This is a genomic window from Nodularia sp. UHCC 0506 (assembly GCF_034931045.1).
Classification (GTDB): Bacteria; Cyanobacteriota; Cyanobacteriia; order Cyanobacteriales; family Nostocaceae; genus Nodularia.
Window position 1 is genome coordinate 280864 of the sequence record NZ_JAYGHH010000001.1, and the last position, 16684, is coordinate 297547.

Annotated in this window: 14 protein-coding genes; 6 read left to right on the forward strand and 8 right to left on the reverse strand. The window is 38.9% G+C overall.

The window, feature by feature from the left end:
- Positions 1-13: 13 nt before the first annotated feature.
- Together VB654_RS01255 and VB654_RS01260 are read right to left on the reverse strand one after the other, a co-directional pair.
- The gene (locus VB654_RS01255) at positions 14-2419 is read right to left on the reverse strand and encodes an exonuclease domain-containing protein (protein ID WP_323211492.1); all 2406 of its coding nucleotides are present in this window, start codon (positions 2417-2419) and stop codon (positions 14-16) included.
- A 59-nt stretch (positions 2420-2478) separates the two neighbouring features.
- On the reverse strand, positions 2479-4476 hold the full coding sequence (locus VB654_RS01260) for an amylo-alpha-1,6-glucosidase (RefSeq protein ID WP_323211495.1): 1998 nt from the start codon (positions 4474-4476) through the stop codon (positions 2479-2481).
- Positions 4477-4615: 139 nt separating this feature from the next.
- On the opposite strand from VB654_RS01260, the gene VB654_RS01265 reads away from it, so the two are divergent.
- Both VB654_RS01265 and VB654_RS01270 read left to right on the forward strand, forming a co-directional pair.
- Complete coding sequence (locus tag VB654_RS01265) at positions 4616-5227, forward strand: peroxiredoxin (protein WP_323211496.1); 612 nt, start codon at positions 4616-4618, stop codon at positions 5225-5227.
- Between the two features lie 91 nt (positions 5228-5318).
- On the forward strand, positions 5319-5858 hold the full coding sequence (locus VB654_RS01270; RefSeq protein ID WP_323211498.1) for a peroxiredoxin family protein: 540 nt from the start codon (positions 5319-5321) through the stop codon (positions 5856-5858).
- Positions 5859-5892: 34 nt separating this feature from the next.
- Here VB654_RS01270 and VB654_RS01275 read toward each other — a convergent pair whose 3' ends face one another.
- Both VB654_RS01275 and VB654_RS01280 read right to left on the reverse strand, forming a co-directional pair.
- Complete coding sequence (locus tag VB654_RS01275) at positions 5893-6690, reverse strand: hypothetical protein (protein ID WP_323211500.1); 798 nt, start codon at positions 6688-6690, stop codon at positions 5893-5895.
- 134 nt (positions 6691-6824) lie between these two features.
- A complete protein-coding gene (locus tag VB654_RS01280; RefSeq protein ID WP_323211501.1) occupies positions 6825-7187 on the reverse strand; it encodes a four-helix bundle copper-binding protein in 363 nt (120 codons plus the stop codon).
- A 677-nt stretch (positions 7188-7864) separates the two neighbouring features.
- On the opposite strand from VB654_RS01280, the gene VB654_RS01285 reads away from it, so the two are divergent.
- Positions 7865-8464, forward strand: a complete 600-nt coding sequence (locus tag VB654_RS01285; RefSeq protein ID WP_323211502.1) for an MBL fold metallo-hydrolase — start codon at positions 7865-7867, stop codon at positions 8462-8464.
- Here the strand turns inward: VB654_RS01285 and VB654_RS01290 are convergent.
- Positions 8459-9319, reverse strand: a complete 861-nt coding sequence (locus VB654_RS01290) for a helix-turn-helix transcriptional regulator (RefSeq protein ID WP_323211503.1) — start codon at positions 9317-9319, stop codon at positions 8459-8461. The genes VB654_RS01285 and VB654_RS01290 overlap by 6 nt on opposite strands.
- A gap of 110 nt (positions 9320-9429) precedes the next feature.
- Between VB654_RS01290 and VB654_RS01295 the strand changes: the two genes are divergently transcribed.
- Positions 9430-9810 carry a DUF2834 domain-containing protein gene (locus VB654_RS01295; protein WP_323211505.1) on the forward strand — a complete coding sequence of 127 codons (381 nt, stop codon included), beginning with the start codon at positions 9430-9432 and terminating at the stop codon, positions 9808-9810.
- 49 nt (positions 9811-9859) lie between these two features.
- Here the strand turns inward: VB654_RS01295 and VB654_RS01300 are convergent, their stop codons facing one another.
- A complete protein-coding gene (locus tag VB654_RS01300; protein WP_323211506.1) occupies positions 9860-10753 on the reverse strand; it encodes an ABC transporter ATP-binding protein in 894 nt (297 codons plus the stop codon).
- 63 nt (positions 10754-10816) lie between these two features.
- Positions 10817-11590: an ABC transporter permease gene (locus tag VB654_RS01305; RefSeq protein ID WP_323211507.1), complete on the reverse strand. Its 774-nt coding sequence runs from the start codon at positions 11588-11590 to the stop codon at positions 10817-10819.
- Positions 11591-11972: 382 nt separating this feature from the next.
- On the opposite strand from VB654_RS01305, the gene VB654_RS01310 reads away from it, so the two are divergent.
- Entirely contained in the window at positions 11973-13913 is a 1941-nt protein-coding gene (locus VB654_RS01310) for an FAD-dependent oxidoreductase (protein WP_323211509.1), read from the forward strand.
- 35 nt (positions 13914-13948) lie between these two features.
- Here the strand turns inward: VB654_RS01310 and VB654_RS01315 are convergent, their stop codons facing one another.
- Complete coding sequence (locus tag VB654_RS01315) at positions 13949-14740, reverse strand: hypothetical protein (protein WP_323211510.1); 792 nt, start codon at positions 14738-14740, stop codon at positions 13949-13951.
- A 707-nt stretch (positions 14741-15447) separates the two neighbouring features.
- Between VB654_RS01315 and VB654_RS01320 the strand changes: the two genes are divergently transcribed.
- Positions 15448-16623 (forward strand): sigma-70 family RNA polymerase sigma factor, encoded by a 1176-nt coding sequence (locus VB654_RS01320; protein ID WP_323211512.1) that lies wholly within the window; start codon positions 15448-15450, stop codon positions 16621-16623.
- Positions 16624-16684: the final 61 nt, after the last annotated feature.

Below are 16684 nucleotides of genomic sequence, written 5' to 3' on the forward strand. Positions count from 1 at the left end.
AATTCAGCACTTTTTATTTAGTTGGTGGTGTGAAACCAAATATGGAAAAAATCCAGTGATACCATTCTGGATGTGTGATTAAAACGTTTAATGCTGTCTCTAAATCTACGTCATATAAATCTTTATTATAAATGCTGATAATCAAATCATAAATTAAGTCTAAAAAAATCCGGTCTTGTTTATTTAATGAGATGAAATTACCGTTACGACTATTTTGCAGTTGTTTAATATATTCTTTTCCGACTTTACCTGTAATTTCTGGTAGACGCTCATCTCTAAATAATTCAAATTTAGTTTGGGGATGAATATTCACTAATTCATTAAAATTATTAATGCGACTTGTAAAAGGACTACCGTTGATTTGCAGAAATCCAATTACATGATTTTTATTGCCGTTTTCTACTACAATATGCTCTGGCAATTTTTTTTTGCCTAAGCGATACTGTGTTAATTTAACAGGTTTGATATGGTTGAATGCTTCTGCAATTGTCTTTAATTTACCAATATCATCATAGTCTGTAATAATCGCTGAATTATGATATTTTTGCTCTAATTCATTTTTATGTTGAATTAAATACTCAATTACAGGGTTTGAGGGAGAAGTCTCAATTGCATTAGGTAAAAAAGATGCTAGTTTCTGTTGCAGGTTGGTTAAATCTATCGCAGCAGGATTTTGTATAGCCTGTATTAGCTGCATTAAAACTTCTGTTGATGTCTGTTGCTGTTGCTGTAAGGTTCTCAACTGCTGTTCTATTTTTTCATTATTGTCTAGTTCATATATGGCTTTTTTTTCAATGCTTAAAGGGATGCCATGCACTCTATAATTATAATAGTCAGCCGCACGATTTAAAGCAGACCTAATAGGCTTTTTTTCTAAGATATCATCTAAGTCTTCTGGATGAAATAGCTGTTCTAAATTAATGTTTAGAGATTGCAGTTTAATTTGAATAATCGCTTTAATTTCTGTTTCTGTGGGTTGACGTAAATAAACTTGAGACGGGAATCGCCCCAGAATAGAATTGTCAAAAGTAGATTTAAACTGTTCCCATCTATCAGGAAATAAATTCAGGATAATTAAGCTATTAGGAACATGGGTAAAAATTTCTTTGACAGCTTCCCCAAAATTCAACAAAACTTCTTTGTTATGGGCAAGTCCTAAGCCTTCTAATTGATCAAAAATAATAATTAAAGGCTCATCTAGAGTTGATAGTTTACCTAAAACTGATATGGCTTCTAAAGAAAAGGCTTCTTGACTAATTTCTTCTCCCCAATTTGGTAAACCAATGGTTTCTGCTTCTTCATCAGTTAAAACATTACCTGCTAACCAACGAGTCGTAATATTTTTATATCTATAATCTGTGTAGCTACAATACTTTACCATTCCTTTGATGATAGATAAAGCATAACTGCCCGCAGCATAATTGTGCATCCACCATTCATTAATGGTTTTTTCAATATATAACCAATATTCTCGTTTACGTTGTGTGTTTTCTGCTCCTAAAGCATTGATTTGATTTTCTGCTAAGTTATATAATGCTTTGAGAATTTCTCTATCTTTTTGTTTGACATCTCTATGAGGAAGACTGAGGATTTTACGAAAGGTATTAATAATTAAGTAGTCTAATTGTGGCAGGTGTCCAACTTTTTGGACTAGAGATTCTAAAATTCTGCTATATATATGATAAAGTACAGATTGAGAGTTGTTAGGCTGACGAATAAATAATAATCTGTTACTAGATAGTCTTTCTTGAGCTAGTCGCATCATTAAGTGAGTTTTTCCAGAACCTGGTTCACCAATCACTACAATGCCTTTACTTTGATGGTTGGGATCTAATTTGATATTATTTAAACCAGTTTTGAGGGTGAGAAATTCTCTCTGATATGTGTTCAGGTAATCTGGATGATTTTGAAAGGGAGTATCAACTCTACTGCTGCTAAATGGATTAGGTTGCTGTTTAAGATTCTCTAGCATAATCTTTATATAAAGATGGTATGTAAATTCAGCATCATATCTGGCAGTATGTGCCATGTCGGAAATAAAATATTGATTATTAGCTCGTAAATTAAAATACTTACTTAAATAATCTAAAGAATAACTTTCTAAACCTTGCCAAGTGTTTTTTGCTAAAGTCCAAGTACACTCAAATTTTAAATTAGGCCAAATTAAACCTACTTGACGAAAATTATATTTAAGAACATCAATATCGTGTTCTGCATAGTGACAAATGATGGTTTTACCCTGAACTATAGCTAAAAATTCTGTTAACAGGGTTTTTAAACTTTTGAGGTTGGGGCTATTTTGACAATTGCGGTGATGCTCTTTTGAGAAACCCTCATAAATTACTAAACCTTGACTGTCTATAATCGCTAATTCACTGATTTCTGGGTTGCCTTCGGTATCTAAAACAACAAAATCCATATAGCTGTAAATATACTTATTCTATCGTATCATTTTTGAAGATATAAATTATCAGCTATTCATTGAAAGTGCCTGATTACCTCAGCAACTGACCAAGCTTGCGCGATCGCACCTTTGGGTGGATGAGGTGAATCTCCATCAAAAATCTCTGAAATCGAGTGAATACAGGCATCAGCTAAGAAGTGATCTAGCAGTGGTTGCCAATCAAAAGGTAATGGTCTTTCTGGGTAAGAACGCTGCCATGCACGCACAAAGGGGCCAATCAGCCAAGTCCAAACAGTACCTTGATGGTAGGAGCGATCGCGCTGTTCTGAGCCACCTGTGTATTTACCTATATAATCGGGGTCGGCTGGATCGAGACTACGAAGACCATAGGGAGTAAGTAAACGGGAAGCAGCTAAATCTACTACTGCTTGCCTTTGGTGCGGTAAAAACCCACAATGATGCAGCGATAATGCTAAAACCGCATTGGGACGGATCTGGGAGTTACGTCCATCATCAGGATCAATAGTGTCGTATAAATAACCAAGCTGGGGATTCCAAAACTTTTGCAGAGAATTTGTCACTTGTTGTGCTTGCTGAGTATAACGCAGCGCTTGTCTGGCAAAACGGGCGGAATCACCTAACTCCATTTGGCTCAATCTTTCTGCCCATTGACTCATCCAACATAAAGCCGAATACCACAAAGCATTAATTTCTATCGGCTTACCATTGCGGGGCGTTACAGGCTCTCCCTCAATCACTACATCCATCCAAGTCAAAGCAACTCCGGGGACATCCCAACTCACTAAACCATCGGTAGCGTCAACTTGGATGTTGTAACGTGTACCACCCATAAACGCCTTATGAATTTGCTGCACGACTGGAAACTGTGCTGTTAAAAATTCCCAGTCTTGGGTCGCTTCTAAGTAAAGTCCTAAAGTTTCAATCCATAACAAAGCCGCATCAATACTGTTATAAGCCGGTTCACCATCGACATCAGGAAAAACATTGGGAATCAAGCCGTGGTGACAGTAACGCCCAAAACTATGTAATAGCCCTTTTGCTAATTCAAAGCGCTGGGTGACTAAGGCTAAACCCGGTAAAGCTATTAAGGTATCACGCCCCCAATCGTTAAACCAGTGATAACCAGCAATCACCGTGGGGCCAGCTATGGAAGCTCGATAAACAATAAATTGATCGCTGGCTTTTAATAATTGTTGCCTCATGGGGGATGTGGGAGTGTTATTTTCTCCCCAGCCAAAAATCTGAGATAGTCTTTCTTGTTCTGTCTCTATAGCCTCGGCAAAAATTTCGGGAGTCAGTAGACTGGGCTGTGGATTTGGAAAACCCGTCTGCGCTTCTAAGGTAACAGCATCTCCTGGCTGGAGTATAACTGTTAAGTAACCGGGGCTATAAAGGTCTTCGCGATCGCTTAATCCTCTGGTTTTTTCCTCTGGTAACTGATAATCCCAATACCAAACCGCATCTGCTTGATATTCTCCTTGCGTCCAACGTAAATGCCAAGGTGTGCCAAATTCCCCCAAAAATATGCCTTGGAGACAAACTTGATTTTGACCCAGTAATTGGGAAAACTGTAAACCGGGATGAGATTTTTGTTGATGGTGAAAATTGCGATCGCTGATCAGCAACCGCAGCCGTAAAATAGCTGTCTCACTGCCTTCATAGCGATACTGTATCAACAGCCGATGTGAACAAATATCTTGCTCTCCATCTCCCAACCCATGAGGCATTAGCAATTGCCTGCTTAGTTGCCAGTTATCTTTTTGCCAAATCCATTTGGGAACTGGGTTAATATCAAAAGAGTGCAATAGTTTATAACCCTGCGGCTCCATCTGACCATTGCCCCAGCAGTTCGTTCCTAGTGCTGTTACCCTTCCTGATACTTCCAAACTAGCTTCCAGGTGAGAAAACAGCAAAGTCCGACCACAGGGCGGATTGGTCGCCGCAAATAGCCAACCATGATAAGTGCGTGTGCGAACATCCGAAATCGTCCCACTGGCAAAACTCCCCAATCCATTGGTCAGTAACCATTCTCTAGTATCTAAATCTGGCATTTGTTACTCAAAATCGTTATGACTATGATATAGTCGTAACAGATTGTAATTAAATTTTGACAATTTTAAATGGGTAAGTGCAAACTAACCCAAATTCCAAGGGTATTATACTTATATAAGTTGAAGGAGAATTCATTTAATGTCCCTCACTTACGCAGCAGAAGGATGCCTCCGTGTTGGTCAACAGGCTCCTGAATTTACAGCAACGGCTGTGGTAGACCAAGAATTTAAGACAATTAAACTTTCCGACTATCGCGGTAAGTATGTCATTCTGTTTTTCTACCCTCTAGACTTTACCTTTGTTTGCCCCACAGAGATTACAGCATTTAGCGATCGCTACGAAGAATTTAAGAAAGTTAACACTGAAGTTCTAGGTGTTTCCGTTGATAGCGAGTTTTCTCACTTAGCGTGGATTCAAACTGATCGTAAGTCTGGTGGTGTCGGCGACCTGAATTACCCCTTAGTATCTGACATCAAAAAAGAGATTAGCGCCACCTACAACGTCCTTGACCCAGCTGCCGGCATTGCTTTGCGTGGTTTGTTCATTATTGATAAAGACGGCGTAATTCAGCACTGTACAGTTAACAACCTGGCTTTTGGTCGCAGCGTGGATGAAACCCTGCGGACATTACAAGCAATTCAGTATGTTCAATCTCACCCTGATGAAGTTTGCCCAGCCGGTTGGCAACCTGGTGATCAAACAATGGTTCCTGACCCTGTAAAGTCTAAAGTCTACTTCTCTGCTGTCTAAAATTTTCTAGAACATTCAGACGGCAAAAACCACAGATATTGATTATGCTTTTATGTATATCTGTGGTTTTTAAATAAATTTTCCTAAAAATATGCTGACTTCTACTGATTTTAGTGGCTTATTTAATGAGCGCTTCTTTCGGAATCTTTTCCCAATTCCGGCGATAAATCAGCTAAGGCTGGGAGTAGGGACATCAGATTTTCAACTACCAGATATCACTAATGGTGCTGTGGTGAAATTGTCAGATTATCGAGGCAAACAACCAGTATTACTGGCTTTTACCCGTATATTTACTGAAAAACAATATTGTCCCTTTTGTTTTCCTCATATTAAAGCCTTGAATGAAAACTACGAACAATTTAAAAATCGTGGTATCGAAATCTTAATGATTACTAGTACAGACGAAAAGCAAAGTCAAATAGTTGTCAAAGACTTAGGTTTACAAATGCCATTGCTGAGTGATCCTAGTTGTCGGGTATTTCGGAGATACAACGTAGGACAAGCTTTAGGTGCGCCTTTACCAGCCCAATTTGTTTTAGATCAAGATGGTAAATTAATTTACAGGCATTTATTTTCCTTTCTAGATCACAATGCTGGAGTAGAGAAATTATTGTCACAATACAGTTCGTAGTGAGGACTTTAGTCCTCAAATCAGGGCTTTAGCCCTATTCAACTTCCTCACAGCGAATTAACAGCATTTCCATCGCCTCAGCCAGAGAAAGCAACTCTATCCAAGAGGAAGCACTGACTAAATTTTGGGCGTGCGCCAATCGGTTTCGCAGCTGTTCAGCAGATTTGAGAAAACGCTCGCCAAACCGTTTCGATTTTAATCCCAATTGCTGAAGCAGTTCGGGTTGATTTAAAACCAACTCCCGTTTATCACAAAACTGAAGATAGTCCAGCAAATCTGTAGCTTCGTTTCTTTCCTGACTCTCTCGCCATAGTCGTTGTGCAACTTCTAACCGTTCAGGTTTGAGAACTTTTTGCCAGGAATCTTGGGGATAGTAAAGTCGCACTAACCGGAGTAAATTCATCTCCAACAGTGTCACCAAGCCAAACAGTAGCATTCGTGCTGGTGCTTTCTGCAAGTCGCCACAGGTAATAATCCCGCTTACCTGATTACAGTCGAGGACAAATAAGCGTGGTGTTTGTTGCAGGATGGGTAACAACTTCAGCAGAGGAGTAGAAATTGCAATCAGTTCTTGGGGATGAAATAACCGTTGATAGTCGCTACACTTACCGGATTGAGCTGACATCAAACTAGCGCGTTCCACATAGCCAGTAATTTTTTCTCCCGTTTTAATACCTACAACATCAAAATCCTGCGTCTTCATCCAATGCAGCACCTCTGTCACCGACTCTTCGGCTGATACAGCTTTCAGGGATTCGGCTACATATTCAATGGTGATACTGCTTTCAAACAAGTTCCGCAAATCTTGGGAAGTAGATTTTAGGTGTTTCATCAGACATCAGCTTTGTACTGCTGTAGATGTCAGTTTAACGGAAATTGGTTGACTACAAAACTGCAAACGCCCAAACTCGAAAGCCTGAGCGCTTACGTCATAGGTTGCAGAGAAACTTCTGCGAGAAAATGAAATTAAGCAGGCATCATTTGCATGGATCGGCAAGCTTCTGCACACTTACGGCAAGAGGCTGCACATTGCATCATCTTTTGGTCTTGGCTCATTTGTTCGCAAGCTGCGGCACAGCGATCGCACATTTCCGCGCAAAGCAGACAAGTGCGTCCCATGAACTCAGAACCACCCATCATCATATTCATACACATCATGCACATTTCTGAGCAGTCGCGCATCATACCCATTATGCTCATGTTCATTTGCTTACCGCCTTGGCTCATGCAGTGAGTCATGGTTTCCAGGCACATTTTGTGACATTCCATGCAAGCATTCATGCAGTTTTGCATTTCGGTGGTCATAGTTTCAGTCATCATCATCATCATCGGGAATACCTCCTGAGTTGTTGATGCTTATAGATTGTTATAAGCAGGACTACTTATAACAGTAATCATATTTTTTGTAGAGTCAATAGCAATTTTTTAGAGATTTTTATTACCCTAATAACTAGCTATTATTCCCAGATTTGAAAAGCAAAACTACATAATTTTAGTGTGGTTTTTCTAGATTGATTGTTTAGCAATGGTTTCAATATCGCATACTTCAGTGGAGATTTAAGTTAGCTATTCCGGGATTAATTGGGGATCATGATATAAGTGAATATCTCGCCTCAAAATAATGTCTAATTTTTTGATTTTTAACCATGCTAAAGTGACACCTTGATTCTTTTTTCCCTGTTCCCTACGTCTACGAGTAAATATGGCTACACCACGCAAGCGACAGAAACCAAGCCGGATTCCTATATCTTGGTGTTGAAAAAATGAACTAATAAAATCAGGTTTTTGAATTTGGAATTTTGTCCGGGCTGATTGAAATACACTCCTTCCACCTGGCGGTACTAGCTGACTATCATGGACATAACTAAGTTCTGGGGGGTGTAGGGAAAATTAAGTTTATTGCAAATTACTATATATAAGCGTTGAATTATAGACTAGATTATTGATACATTATTGAAGCCGAGCTATAAATCCAGTGTTATTGAAGGTACTGAACCAGAATCATTATGAAATCTCTACACCGTCCCGATCTATATGGTTGGTCTACTTTCAATCCTGCAAGAAATATTGATTTCAATGGGGTTGCTTGGGTTCGCCCAGGTGGTAATGTTTTGGTTGACCCCGTAGCTTTATCAAACCATGATTGGAATCATCTGAAATCCCTCGGTGGTGTGGTTTGGATTGTGTTGACGAATTCTGAACACGTCAGGGCTGCGAAGGAAATAGCTGATCAAACTTATGCGAAGATTGCTGGCCCTGTGGGAGAGAAGGATTGTTTTCCCATACATTGCGATCGCTGGCTGGCTGATGGTGATGAAATGGTTCCCGGACTACAGGTGATTGAACTCCACGGTTCTAAAACTCCGGGCGAGTTGGCTTTGTTATTGGAGGAAACAACTTTAATCACAGGGGACTTGGTACGCGCCCGCAAAGCAGGGAGTTTAACGATTTTGCCTGATGAGAAGTTATTGAATCGTCAAGCGGCTATGGCTTCTGTGCAACGCCTAGCAGCACTACCTCATGTAGAAGCTGTGCTAGTGGGTGATGGTTGGCCTGTGTTTCGGGATGGACGCGATCGCCTGCAAGAATTGGCAGCAAGTTTATAATTTAGATGCTATTTCTAGTTTTTTCAAATTCACTTCTGTCATCTTGTCTGCGGGAAACAGGCTTTCAATCCGCAGTTCCTGCAACAAGATGTCATGAGGAGTACCCAGGGTTGTAATTGTGGTAAAGAAGCTAAAACTTAACTCATCTTTGATAAACTGCATTGTTAGTAGTGGTATTTGCCAAGGATAAGGATGGGGTTTTTGCCATATCTGGATAACATCGGGATAGGTTTGAATTTCATTGAAAAGGGTCATGTATTGGTTGCTTTCACCTGCGGTAATTGCTTCTCGATATATCCGTTGCATTAAGTGACTAGCGATTTCTTCCCAATTAGCAATAAATGGTTTTAACCCTTGTGGGTGTAACGTCAAACGCATTAAGTTTATTTTGCCGTCAATATAAAAGTTTTGTTGCAGTTTTTCTGGATTAATTAACCAAGTGATTAGACGCTGTGAACTGGTGTTGTTTTCAATCAAATTCCAGTAACGATCCATCACTAAGGCGGGAAAGGGTTCTTGCTGCTTTAAAATAAACCCGATAGCTTGGCGGATAGGTTCCAATTCTGGAGATAATAAATCACTTTCGCAATAAATCGGGTCAAAACCCGCAGCCGTCAGCATGACATTTTGATCGCGTAAAGAAACGTTCAGCACTGTCGCCAGGTGTAGTACCATCTCCCGGCTAGGATTTGCGCGACTTGATTCTAAAAAGCTGATGTGACGCTGAGAAACATCACTGGCTAAAGCTAGATTGAGTTGACTGAAACCGCGTTGGTTTCGCCAGTATTTTAATAATTTCCCAAAGGATAAGTCTTTGTAGGGAAGAAATGATGTTGCAGGAGAAATCACAGTCATATTACCTCAGACGTAATTGTTTTTATTATCTGCTGTAGTCATAATCAGAACAACAGGATTGATGAGCAATCTGTTAGGGCTATATCCAGTATTATCTGAGTCAGAAAACTATGCAAAATATCACTTACGTTCAACCTGCATCCAGAAAGATTTTCACAGCCAAATCACTTTATCTGCTGCTGGCGATTATTGGTACTATCGATCCTTGGATATTTTTATTCCAATTTTTTAGCCAGAATGGTTTGGCTGTAAATCTGTTTTTTCAGAGTGCCTTTGCTAATTATATTAGTTCGGAACTAACAGCAGATTTACTAATTTCCGCTTTAGTATTTTGCTGTTTTGCACTTTGGGAACTCAAGCGAATTGGCGTTTCTCAGCGCCGGCTATTTTTTTATGTCGTGATTACTTTTGGTATTGGTCTATCTTGTGCTTTACCTTTATTTTTGTACTTCCGTGAACAAGCTTTAGAAATACCGAAACTTAATCAGTAGTTTTATGATATTTCTTGTGGTGTGGGCATCCTGTCCACCCTTACCTATTTTAATTTCCTTGTGTCACCTCTAAATAAATATGCTCTAATCCTACAGGTAGCCGGGAAATTGAATCAAATTTTATTCCTTCAAATCGGGCAATAATTTCTTTTAATTCTAGGGGTTGTGGCAACCAAAAAGCTAATTGATTACCATAATATTTATGTGTAAAACCGTACTCTTTTCCGCGAGCGATCGCTTGTTCTTTTTGAGTAGTTTGGACTAATAAAACTTCTGAAGCCGGAATTAATTTGCGTAACTCATTTAAAGTTCCATCAGCGATGATATGACCATTTTTGAGAATGCCAATTTTGTCACAAAGTCGCTCGGCTTCATCTAACAAATGCGTGGTTAATAAAACCGTAATTCCTTGAACCTTCAAGTTTTGAATTAATTCCCAAACTTCATATCTAGCTTCAATATCTAATCCTGTAGTTGGTTCATCTAAAATTACTAAATGTGGCTGATGTACCAAAGCAACTGCAATATTTAACCGTCGCCGCATTCCACCACTTAGAGTTTCTACAGGACTTTTAGCTCTATTTAATAAATTGACAGATGTAAGAATTTCTTGTATTTGTTTTTGCCGTGTTTCCCGGTTTAAACCGTAAATCTTCGCAAAAAAATTGAGATTCTCCTCACAAGATAAGGTTTTATAAAGCAAATTTTCTTGGGGTGCAATTCCAATTATTCTCTTTGTAGCTTCCGAAACTTTTTGATCATTGATGGTAATTTCACCACTATCAGCTTTGAGTAAATTACAAATAATATTGATGGTTGTAGTTTTTCCGGCTCCATTTGCACCCAATAAACCGTAAATTTCTCCAGATTTGATGTGTAGTGTCAGGTCTTGTAGAACTTTGATTTTGCTGTACGATTTATTTAAATTGGTGATTTTTAGCATAAGTATTTTAGCGTCAATATGAAAATTAAGGAGGACTGAAGTCCTCACTACGAGCTAATCTTGTTAAAGTCTTCTTTCTACTACTAACATTCGCCGATAAGATAGCCATCCGCCAATAACCATCACTAAAGCAAACACTGCTAAAAATATAAAATGTGATGCAATCTTACTCATATCACTACCCTGAGATGAAACTCCTACTAAAGCTTCATTCATGTGATAAATTGGATTATATTTGGCAATATTAATCAGAGTTGGAGGAAATAGTGCAGCAGGTAAAAATGCCCCTCCTAGAATTAACAAAGGAACACCAAAAGCAGCTACCAAAGCATTAACATCTTCAGTGCGTCGGGCTAATTGAGTCCCTAAAATAAAGCCTAAACCAACATAAGCCACGATACTTATAAAAATAATTGTCAGTCCTAAAAGAATAGAACCATTGAAGGTAGCACCCCAAAATGCAGCAACAGTATACACTAAAAGTGTCTGTCCTAAACCAATGCAGCTGTGAGCTAGAAAAATTCCTAAAAAGTAGGAAGTACCGCTTAAGGGCGAAACAAACAAGCGTTTGAGGGTTTGTTGTTCTCTTTCGGCCACTACCGTCGCTACACTACCTCCCAAACAGCTAAAAAATAAGGCCGCACCTACCAAAGTTGAGGGCGCAGCATAGGCGAAAGCTTCATTTAGCGGTAGTTCTGCCCGTTCTGCTAAAATAAATCCACTGAGAATTAATACGGAAATAGGAAAAATACTCCAGAAAATCAGGCTGCGTTTGCGACGCAACAATTCAATTAAGATGCGCTGTGTGACAGCTATGGTTTCCCGCCAATACTTCATTTTTAATCGGGGCTAGGGGTTAAGGGCAAACTTACAGTGCTATAGTTCATCATGGCTACTTAAGTGAGGGTAGCTAATTACTAAATAATATATTAGACTGTCGAATAATCTTATAATTTGATCAGCGCAATTTTGCTGTTTTATACTTTCTTCAGATAAAAATATTTTCTATGAAAGGTAAATTTGTCTATTCTCAAAACTTACAGTTAAGTATTGACAAAGTATCTAATTCTGCAAAAATACTTTTTTTAGGATAAAGTAACAAGGAAAAAGTAGTTTAATAATTTACTAAGCACATCGGCACAAAAAATCTTTACCAGTTTGTAGTTAAGATTTAGCGCTGAAGCGTAACTACGAAAGTAATCCAGCTTTATTTTGCAACATGAGTTTACTATTTAATTCACCAGAATCATCTACTATATCCCGGCGAACACTACTCAAGTTATTTGGTATTGGTGCAATTGTTGGAGGTACAGGATACTCGCGGTTTAGTAAGCCTAAGCCCACAGTTTATCAAAAAGATACTCTCGAATTGCCGCAAATCTTAAATAAAAATAAAACTGTGGTGGTGGTTGGGGCTGGTTTAGCAGGTTTAGCCTGTGCTTATGAATTGAGTCAAAGGGGTTTTACAGTCACACTTTTAGAAAAAGCCCCCCAACTCGGTGGCAAAATTGCCAGCTGGCCGATTGAAGCGGTGGGGGAATCCTTTATGATGGAACATGGTTTTCACGGATTTTTCCCCCAATATTATAATCTCAAAAGTATTGTTTCTGAATTGGAGATTACTAATAATTTTCAATCATTAAACTTTTATTCTTTGGTTTACCGCGATTTGAAATACAAACCAGAGGTGTTTCGCCCCAGTAGTTCGGCTTTTCCTTGGAATATTGTAGATTTAGCGATCGCTTCTCCAAATCGTTTACGTTGGGGAATAAATTTAACTAAGTTCAAACATTTACAAGTTTTTCAGGCTATTACTGGTTTTGAACGGGAAAAAAACTATCGTCGCTTTGATCATATCTCTGTGGCTGACTGGGTAAAAACTGAATTTCCCCAAGGTTTATATGACTTATATTTTCTCCCCTTTGCTAAATCCAGCTTGAATGCACCAGATGAGATGAGTGTGGGGGAACTCATGCAGTTTTTCCATTTTTACTTTTTTGGAAACCCAGAAGGTTTAGCTTTTAATGGGACTGTAGATGATATGGGGACAAGTTTAGTCCAACCGATTGCTAAATTTATTCAAAGTAAAGGTGGACAAATTATTACTGATGCTACAGTTAGTGAAATTCCGGCTATAGATGGTAAAATTGATAACCTCAAATATTATCTTGGTAGTAATCAAAATAATGTGCCTTTCTGGGTAAAACGTAATGCAAGTATTACTGACAATAAGGCAGAATATTTTGGTGCGGCTGATGAAGTATTTGCTGTTGCTGCTGATAGTAAACAAGCTATTTCTCTAACTTGTACTCATCAAGGATGTACTGTTAAGCCAGCCGATGATGGCAATTTTCATTGCCCTTGTCATGGGGCGATTTTTGCTGCTGATGGTAAAGTTGTCAAAGGGCCAGCCCAACGAGATTTACCCAAGTTTGAAATAGTGCAACGACAGGACGATCAGTTGCAGTTGGTAGCCGTAAATATTCAATCAGTACCACCGCAGACAGTTACCGCAGATTATTATGTTTTTGCTACCGATGTTCCTGGTGTGCAACAACTATTTAAGCGAGTGAGTGGAGATGTAGATGCAAAAGTGCGATCGCAAGTGGAAAAATTAAGTATCGCCGATCCTTTTGCTGTGTGTCGTTTTTGGTTTGACCGGGATTTTAAGTGGGAACAAAGTAATTTTACTTCTTTATCTGGCTACGAGTTAACAGATAGCATCACTCTTTATCACCGCATCCAACAACAATTTATTGATTGGTCAGAACGTACAGGCGGGAGTGTGGTGGAGTTACACGCCTATTGTTATAAGGAAAAGGAATTTCCGACCCAAGCAGCTTTATTAAGCACATTTGAACAAGAACTATATGAAATTGTCCCTGAGTTAAAAGAAGCCACAATGCTGCATCGAGAAATAGTCAATCAACGTAACTTTTCGGGCTATCCACCCCAGAGTTATGCTGAACGTCCTGAATCTAGTACAGGTATTGCTAACTTACTATTTGCTGGGGATTGGGTGAAAATGCCTTTTCCTTGTGGATTAATGGAACGGGCGGTAAGTAGTGGCTTATTAGCAGCCAATGAAATTTTATATCGTGAGGGTTTACAAAGGCGATCGCTTTTAACTGTGAACCCAGAGGGGATGTTACAAATCTAAATTCTTAACGGGGAGTGGCGTGGAAGTTTGCCCAATTATCTGCGCCACTTTTCACTCCAAGCACCTGTAACATTAAACCCGCCAGTTACAGGATTTAATTTCACAGAACCCCAGCCAAAGGCATTACAAATTGGACCGAAACCAGTACCACAAATATCACTTGCACCGTGACCATTAAAAGACTCGGTTCCCAGATGAGAATAAGTGGAATTTCCCCAATTACCATTACCAAACCAAGTGGTATTTCTCATCCCTACCTGCAAAACACAACGTAAGCCCTCACCTGGACGTTCACTATTCAGATCAGACACTTTGTATTGATCAAAATATCTTCCGCAAGTTTTTGGTCTGGGTAATGGTTTGTAGTTAGTAGCTGAAACTAATTGCCATTGTTCATTCCATGCACCAGTGACACGAATGGTTGAGGGGTTGACAATTTGAATATTGATATTACCGTTGGGGAAATTATTATTGATATTTTCGCCGTTCCCATGAATATCAGAAGCGTAACCCACAAGTTGAGAATTTTTGTAAAAAGCGTGTCCTACATGGCGATAAGTTGAACCACTCCAATTACCTTCGCCATACCATGCTAATCGGGGAATTCTACTTCCTGGTTTACCTTCGCTTAATTTGACGCAGCGAATCCCAGTTCCTCGACGATTATCTAATGGTCTAACTACATAGGTCTTCATATCAGACCCACAATTAAAGTTTGTTCTTTGTGCGATTACTGGACGTACCTGAACTTGGGCTAAAACGGTAGTTGCAGTAGACAATGCAACCATACTACCAAGTGTTAAAGATTTAAATAATATAGCAAACATCTTTCTTCTTCCTTGTAATAAATAACGCCTTCACTCACTTCATAGGTTAGACTTGATATTTTTATGCAGGTGCTTAGAAGAGGTATTTGCTAATTTTAAGTGATAGCCCAAAACTAATTATATTCGACAAATAAAAGTGCATTATACTAACGCGATAATGCACTCTTAAATTAATTTAATTTAAAGCTTTTTGCTTTCCGCCCTCCGGTGTTAAACGTAGCTAGACACGAAAAAATCAAACTACATTACGAAAGAAAAAAATGACAACCCCCACTTATTTAGTTGTTGCATTTCTTAACTATAGAATCCGGTTTGGTTTCTGTAGCTTGTGTGGTGTAGCTATATTTACTCGTAGAGATAGGGAACAGGGAAGAAGGAATCAAGGAATAGGTCGTTTTGTATGGCAGTGAATTGTGATTGTAGCGGTTGTAGCGTTCGGTGTATCTGGGGAATTAGGGCAAAAGCACTGACACTTACGAAAAAATTGCTTAAAACAGACAAAAATCTCAATTTTGCTGCGTTGAAATTCCCCAAGATTATTTTTATACACAATTTTACAAAATTTGATTTATTTAATTAACCATTGCATCAAAGATTTGTAATCTTTTGAGTGCAAGGCGAAATAGGAGACTTATCCTGTGTAGTAAAGTTTGTGCAAGCGACTTTTAACGCTTTCATTTTTTCTTTAGGGTGGTCTACCATTTTTTATGCAACCTCGACAAAGCATTATTGAAGTTTTTACAACTTTCGTCCAGTTTGACGGAGATCGTTTCGGTTATTGGGCGACAGATTCCCGATTGCGTCGCAGCATCCAAAGTTGTCTTCAAAAAACACCAAAAGAGATAAACGAACATTTTTGGGTATTGTATTGGTATAAGTTTTTGCAATTTCCTGAAACTGAGTTTTTGGCAAAGCAACATCTCACGGCTTACTTACAAGAAGCTTGTTATTGGACTTCTCAAAAAACAGTCGCTAACTTTGTCAGTACTCAGTACAAGCTGTCAGATTGCTTTCAAATTGCGATCGCGCAAGTGGATAAAGTGCTTCAAGGTTATAATCCTGATCACAGCAGTACTTTGAAAAACTACGCTAATATTGTGTTTGCGAGTTCTATCCGCGAAACTTTGCGCCAACTCCGCGAAGTTGATATCTGTACAGATTGGGGCTTGTTGCGGAAAACTTCTCAAAAGCGTGTGTTTGAGTCTCTGCAAAATGCTGGCTTGTCCGTAGAGACAATTAACGCTTATATTCTGGTTTGGCAATGTTTTAAAACTCTTTATGTCCCCACGAAAGCTGGTAACTCTCGCCAACTTTCTCGACCAGATGATCAAATTTGGCAAGCGATCGCTACAGAATATAATTCACAAAGTAATCAAAAAATCAATGCCCAAACTTTAGAAAAGTGGCTGTTAAATGTAGCCAAAGCTGTTCGCAAATATCTTTATCCCACCCCAGAGTCACTGAATATATCCAAAGGTGGTGATGGTTCGGGCGAATTAGTTGATAATCTACCAGGGACATACCGAGAATCTTTAATCCATGAAATTGTCGCCCAAGAAGAAGCCCAAACCCGCATATCTCAACAAGTGGCAATTAACCAAGTTTTAGCCGATGCGATCGCTCGAATGGAACCGCAAGTCCAGCAGATTTTACAACTATACTATAGTCAACAGTTAAATCAAGATGCAATTGCCAAACAACTAGAAATCAAGCAATATACAGTTTCACGACGACTGACAAAAACTAAAGAAATATTGTTACGGTCTTTGGCTAATTGGAGTCAAGATATTTTGCATATTTCTGTCACCACAGACCTACTAACTAGTATGACTGCTGTGATTGAGGAATGGTTACATAATTACTACAATGTTTTTCCTGAATAACCTATGTTAAAACAGATGGTCACGTCTGTTGTGCCGGGGAAGAGAATATTTCCCTAATGGA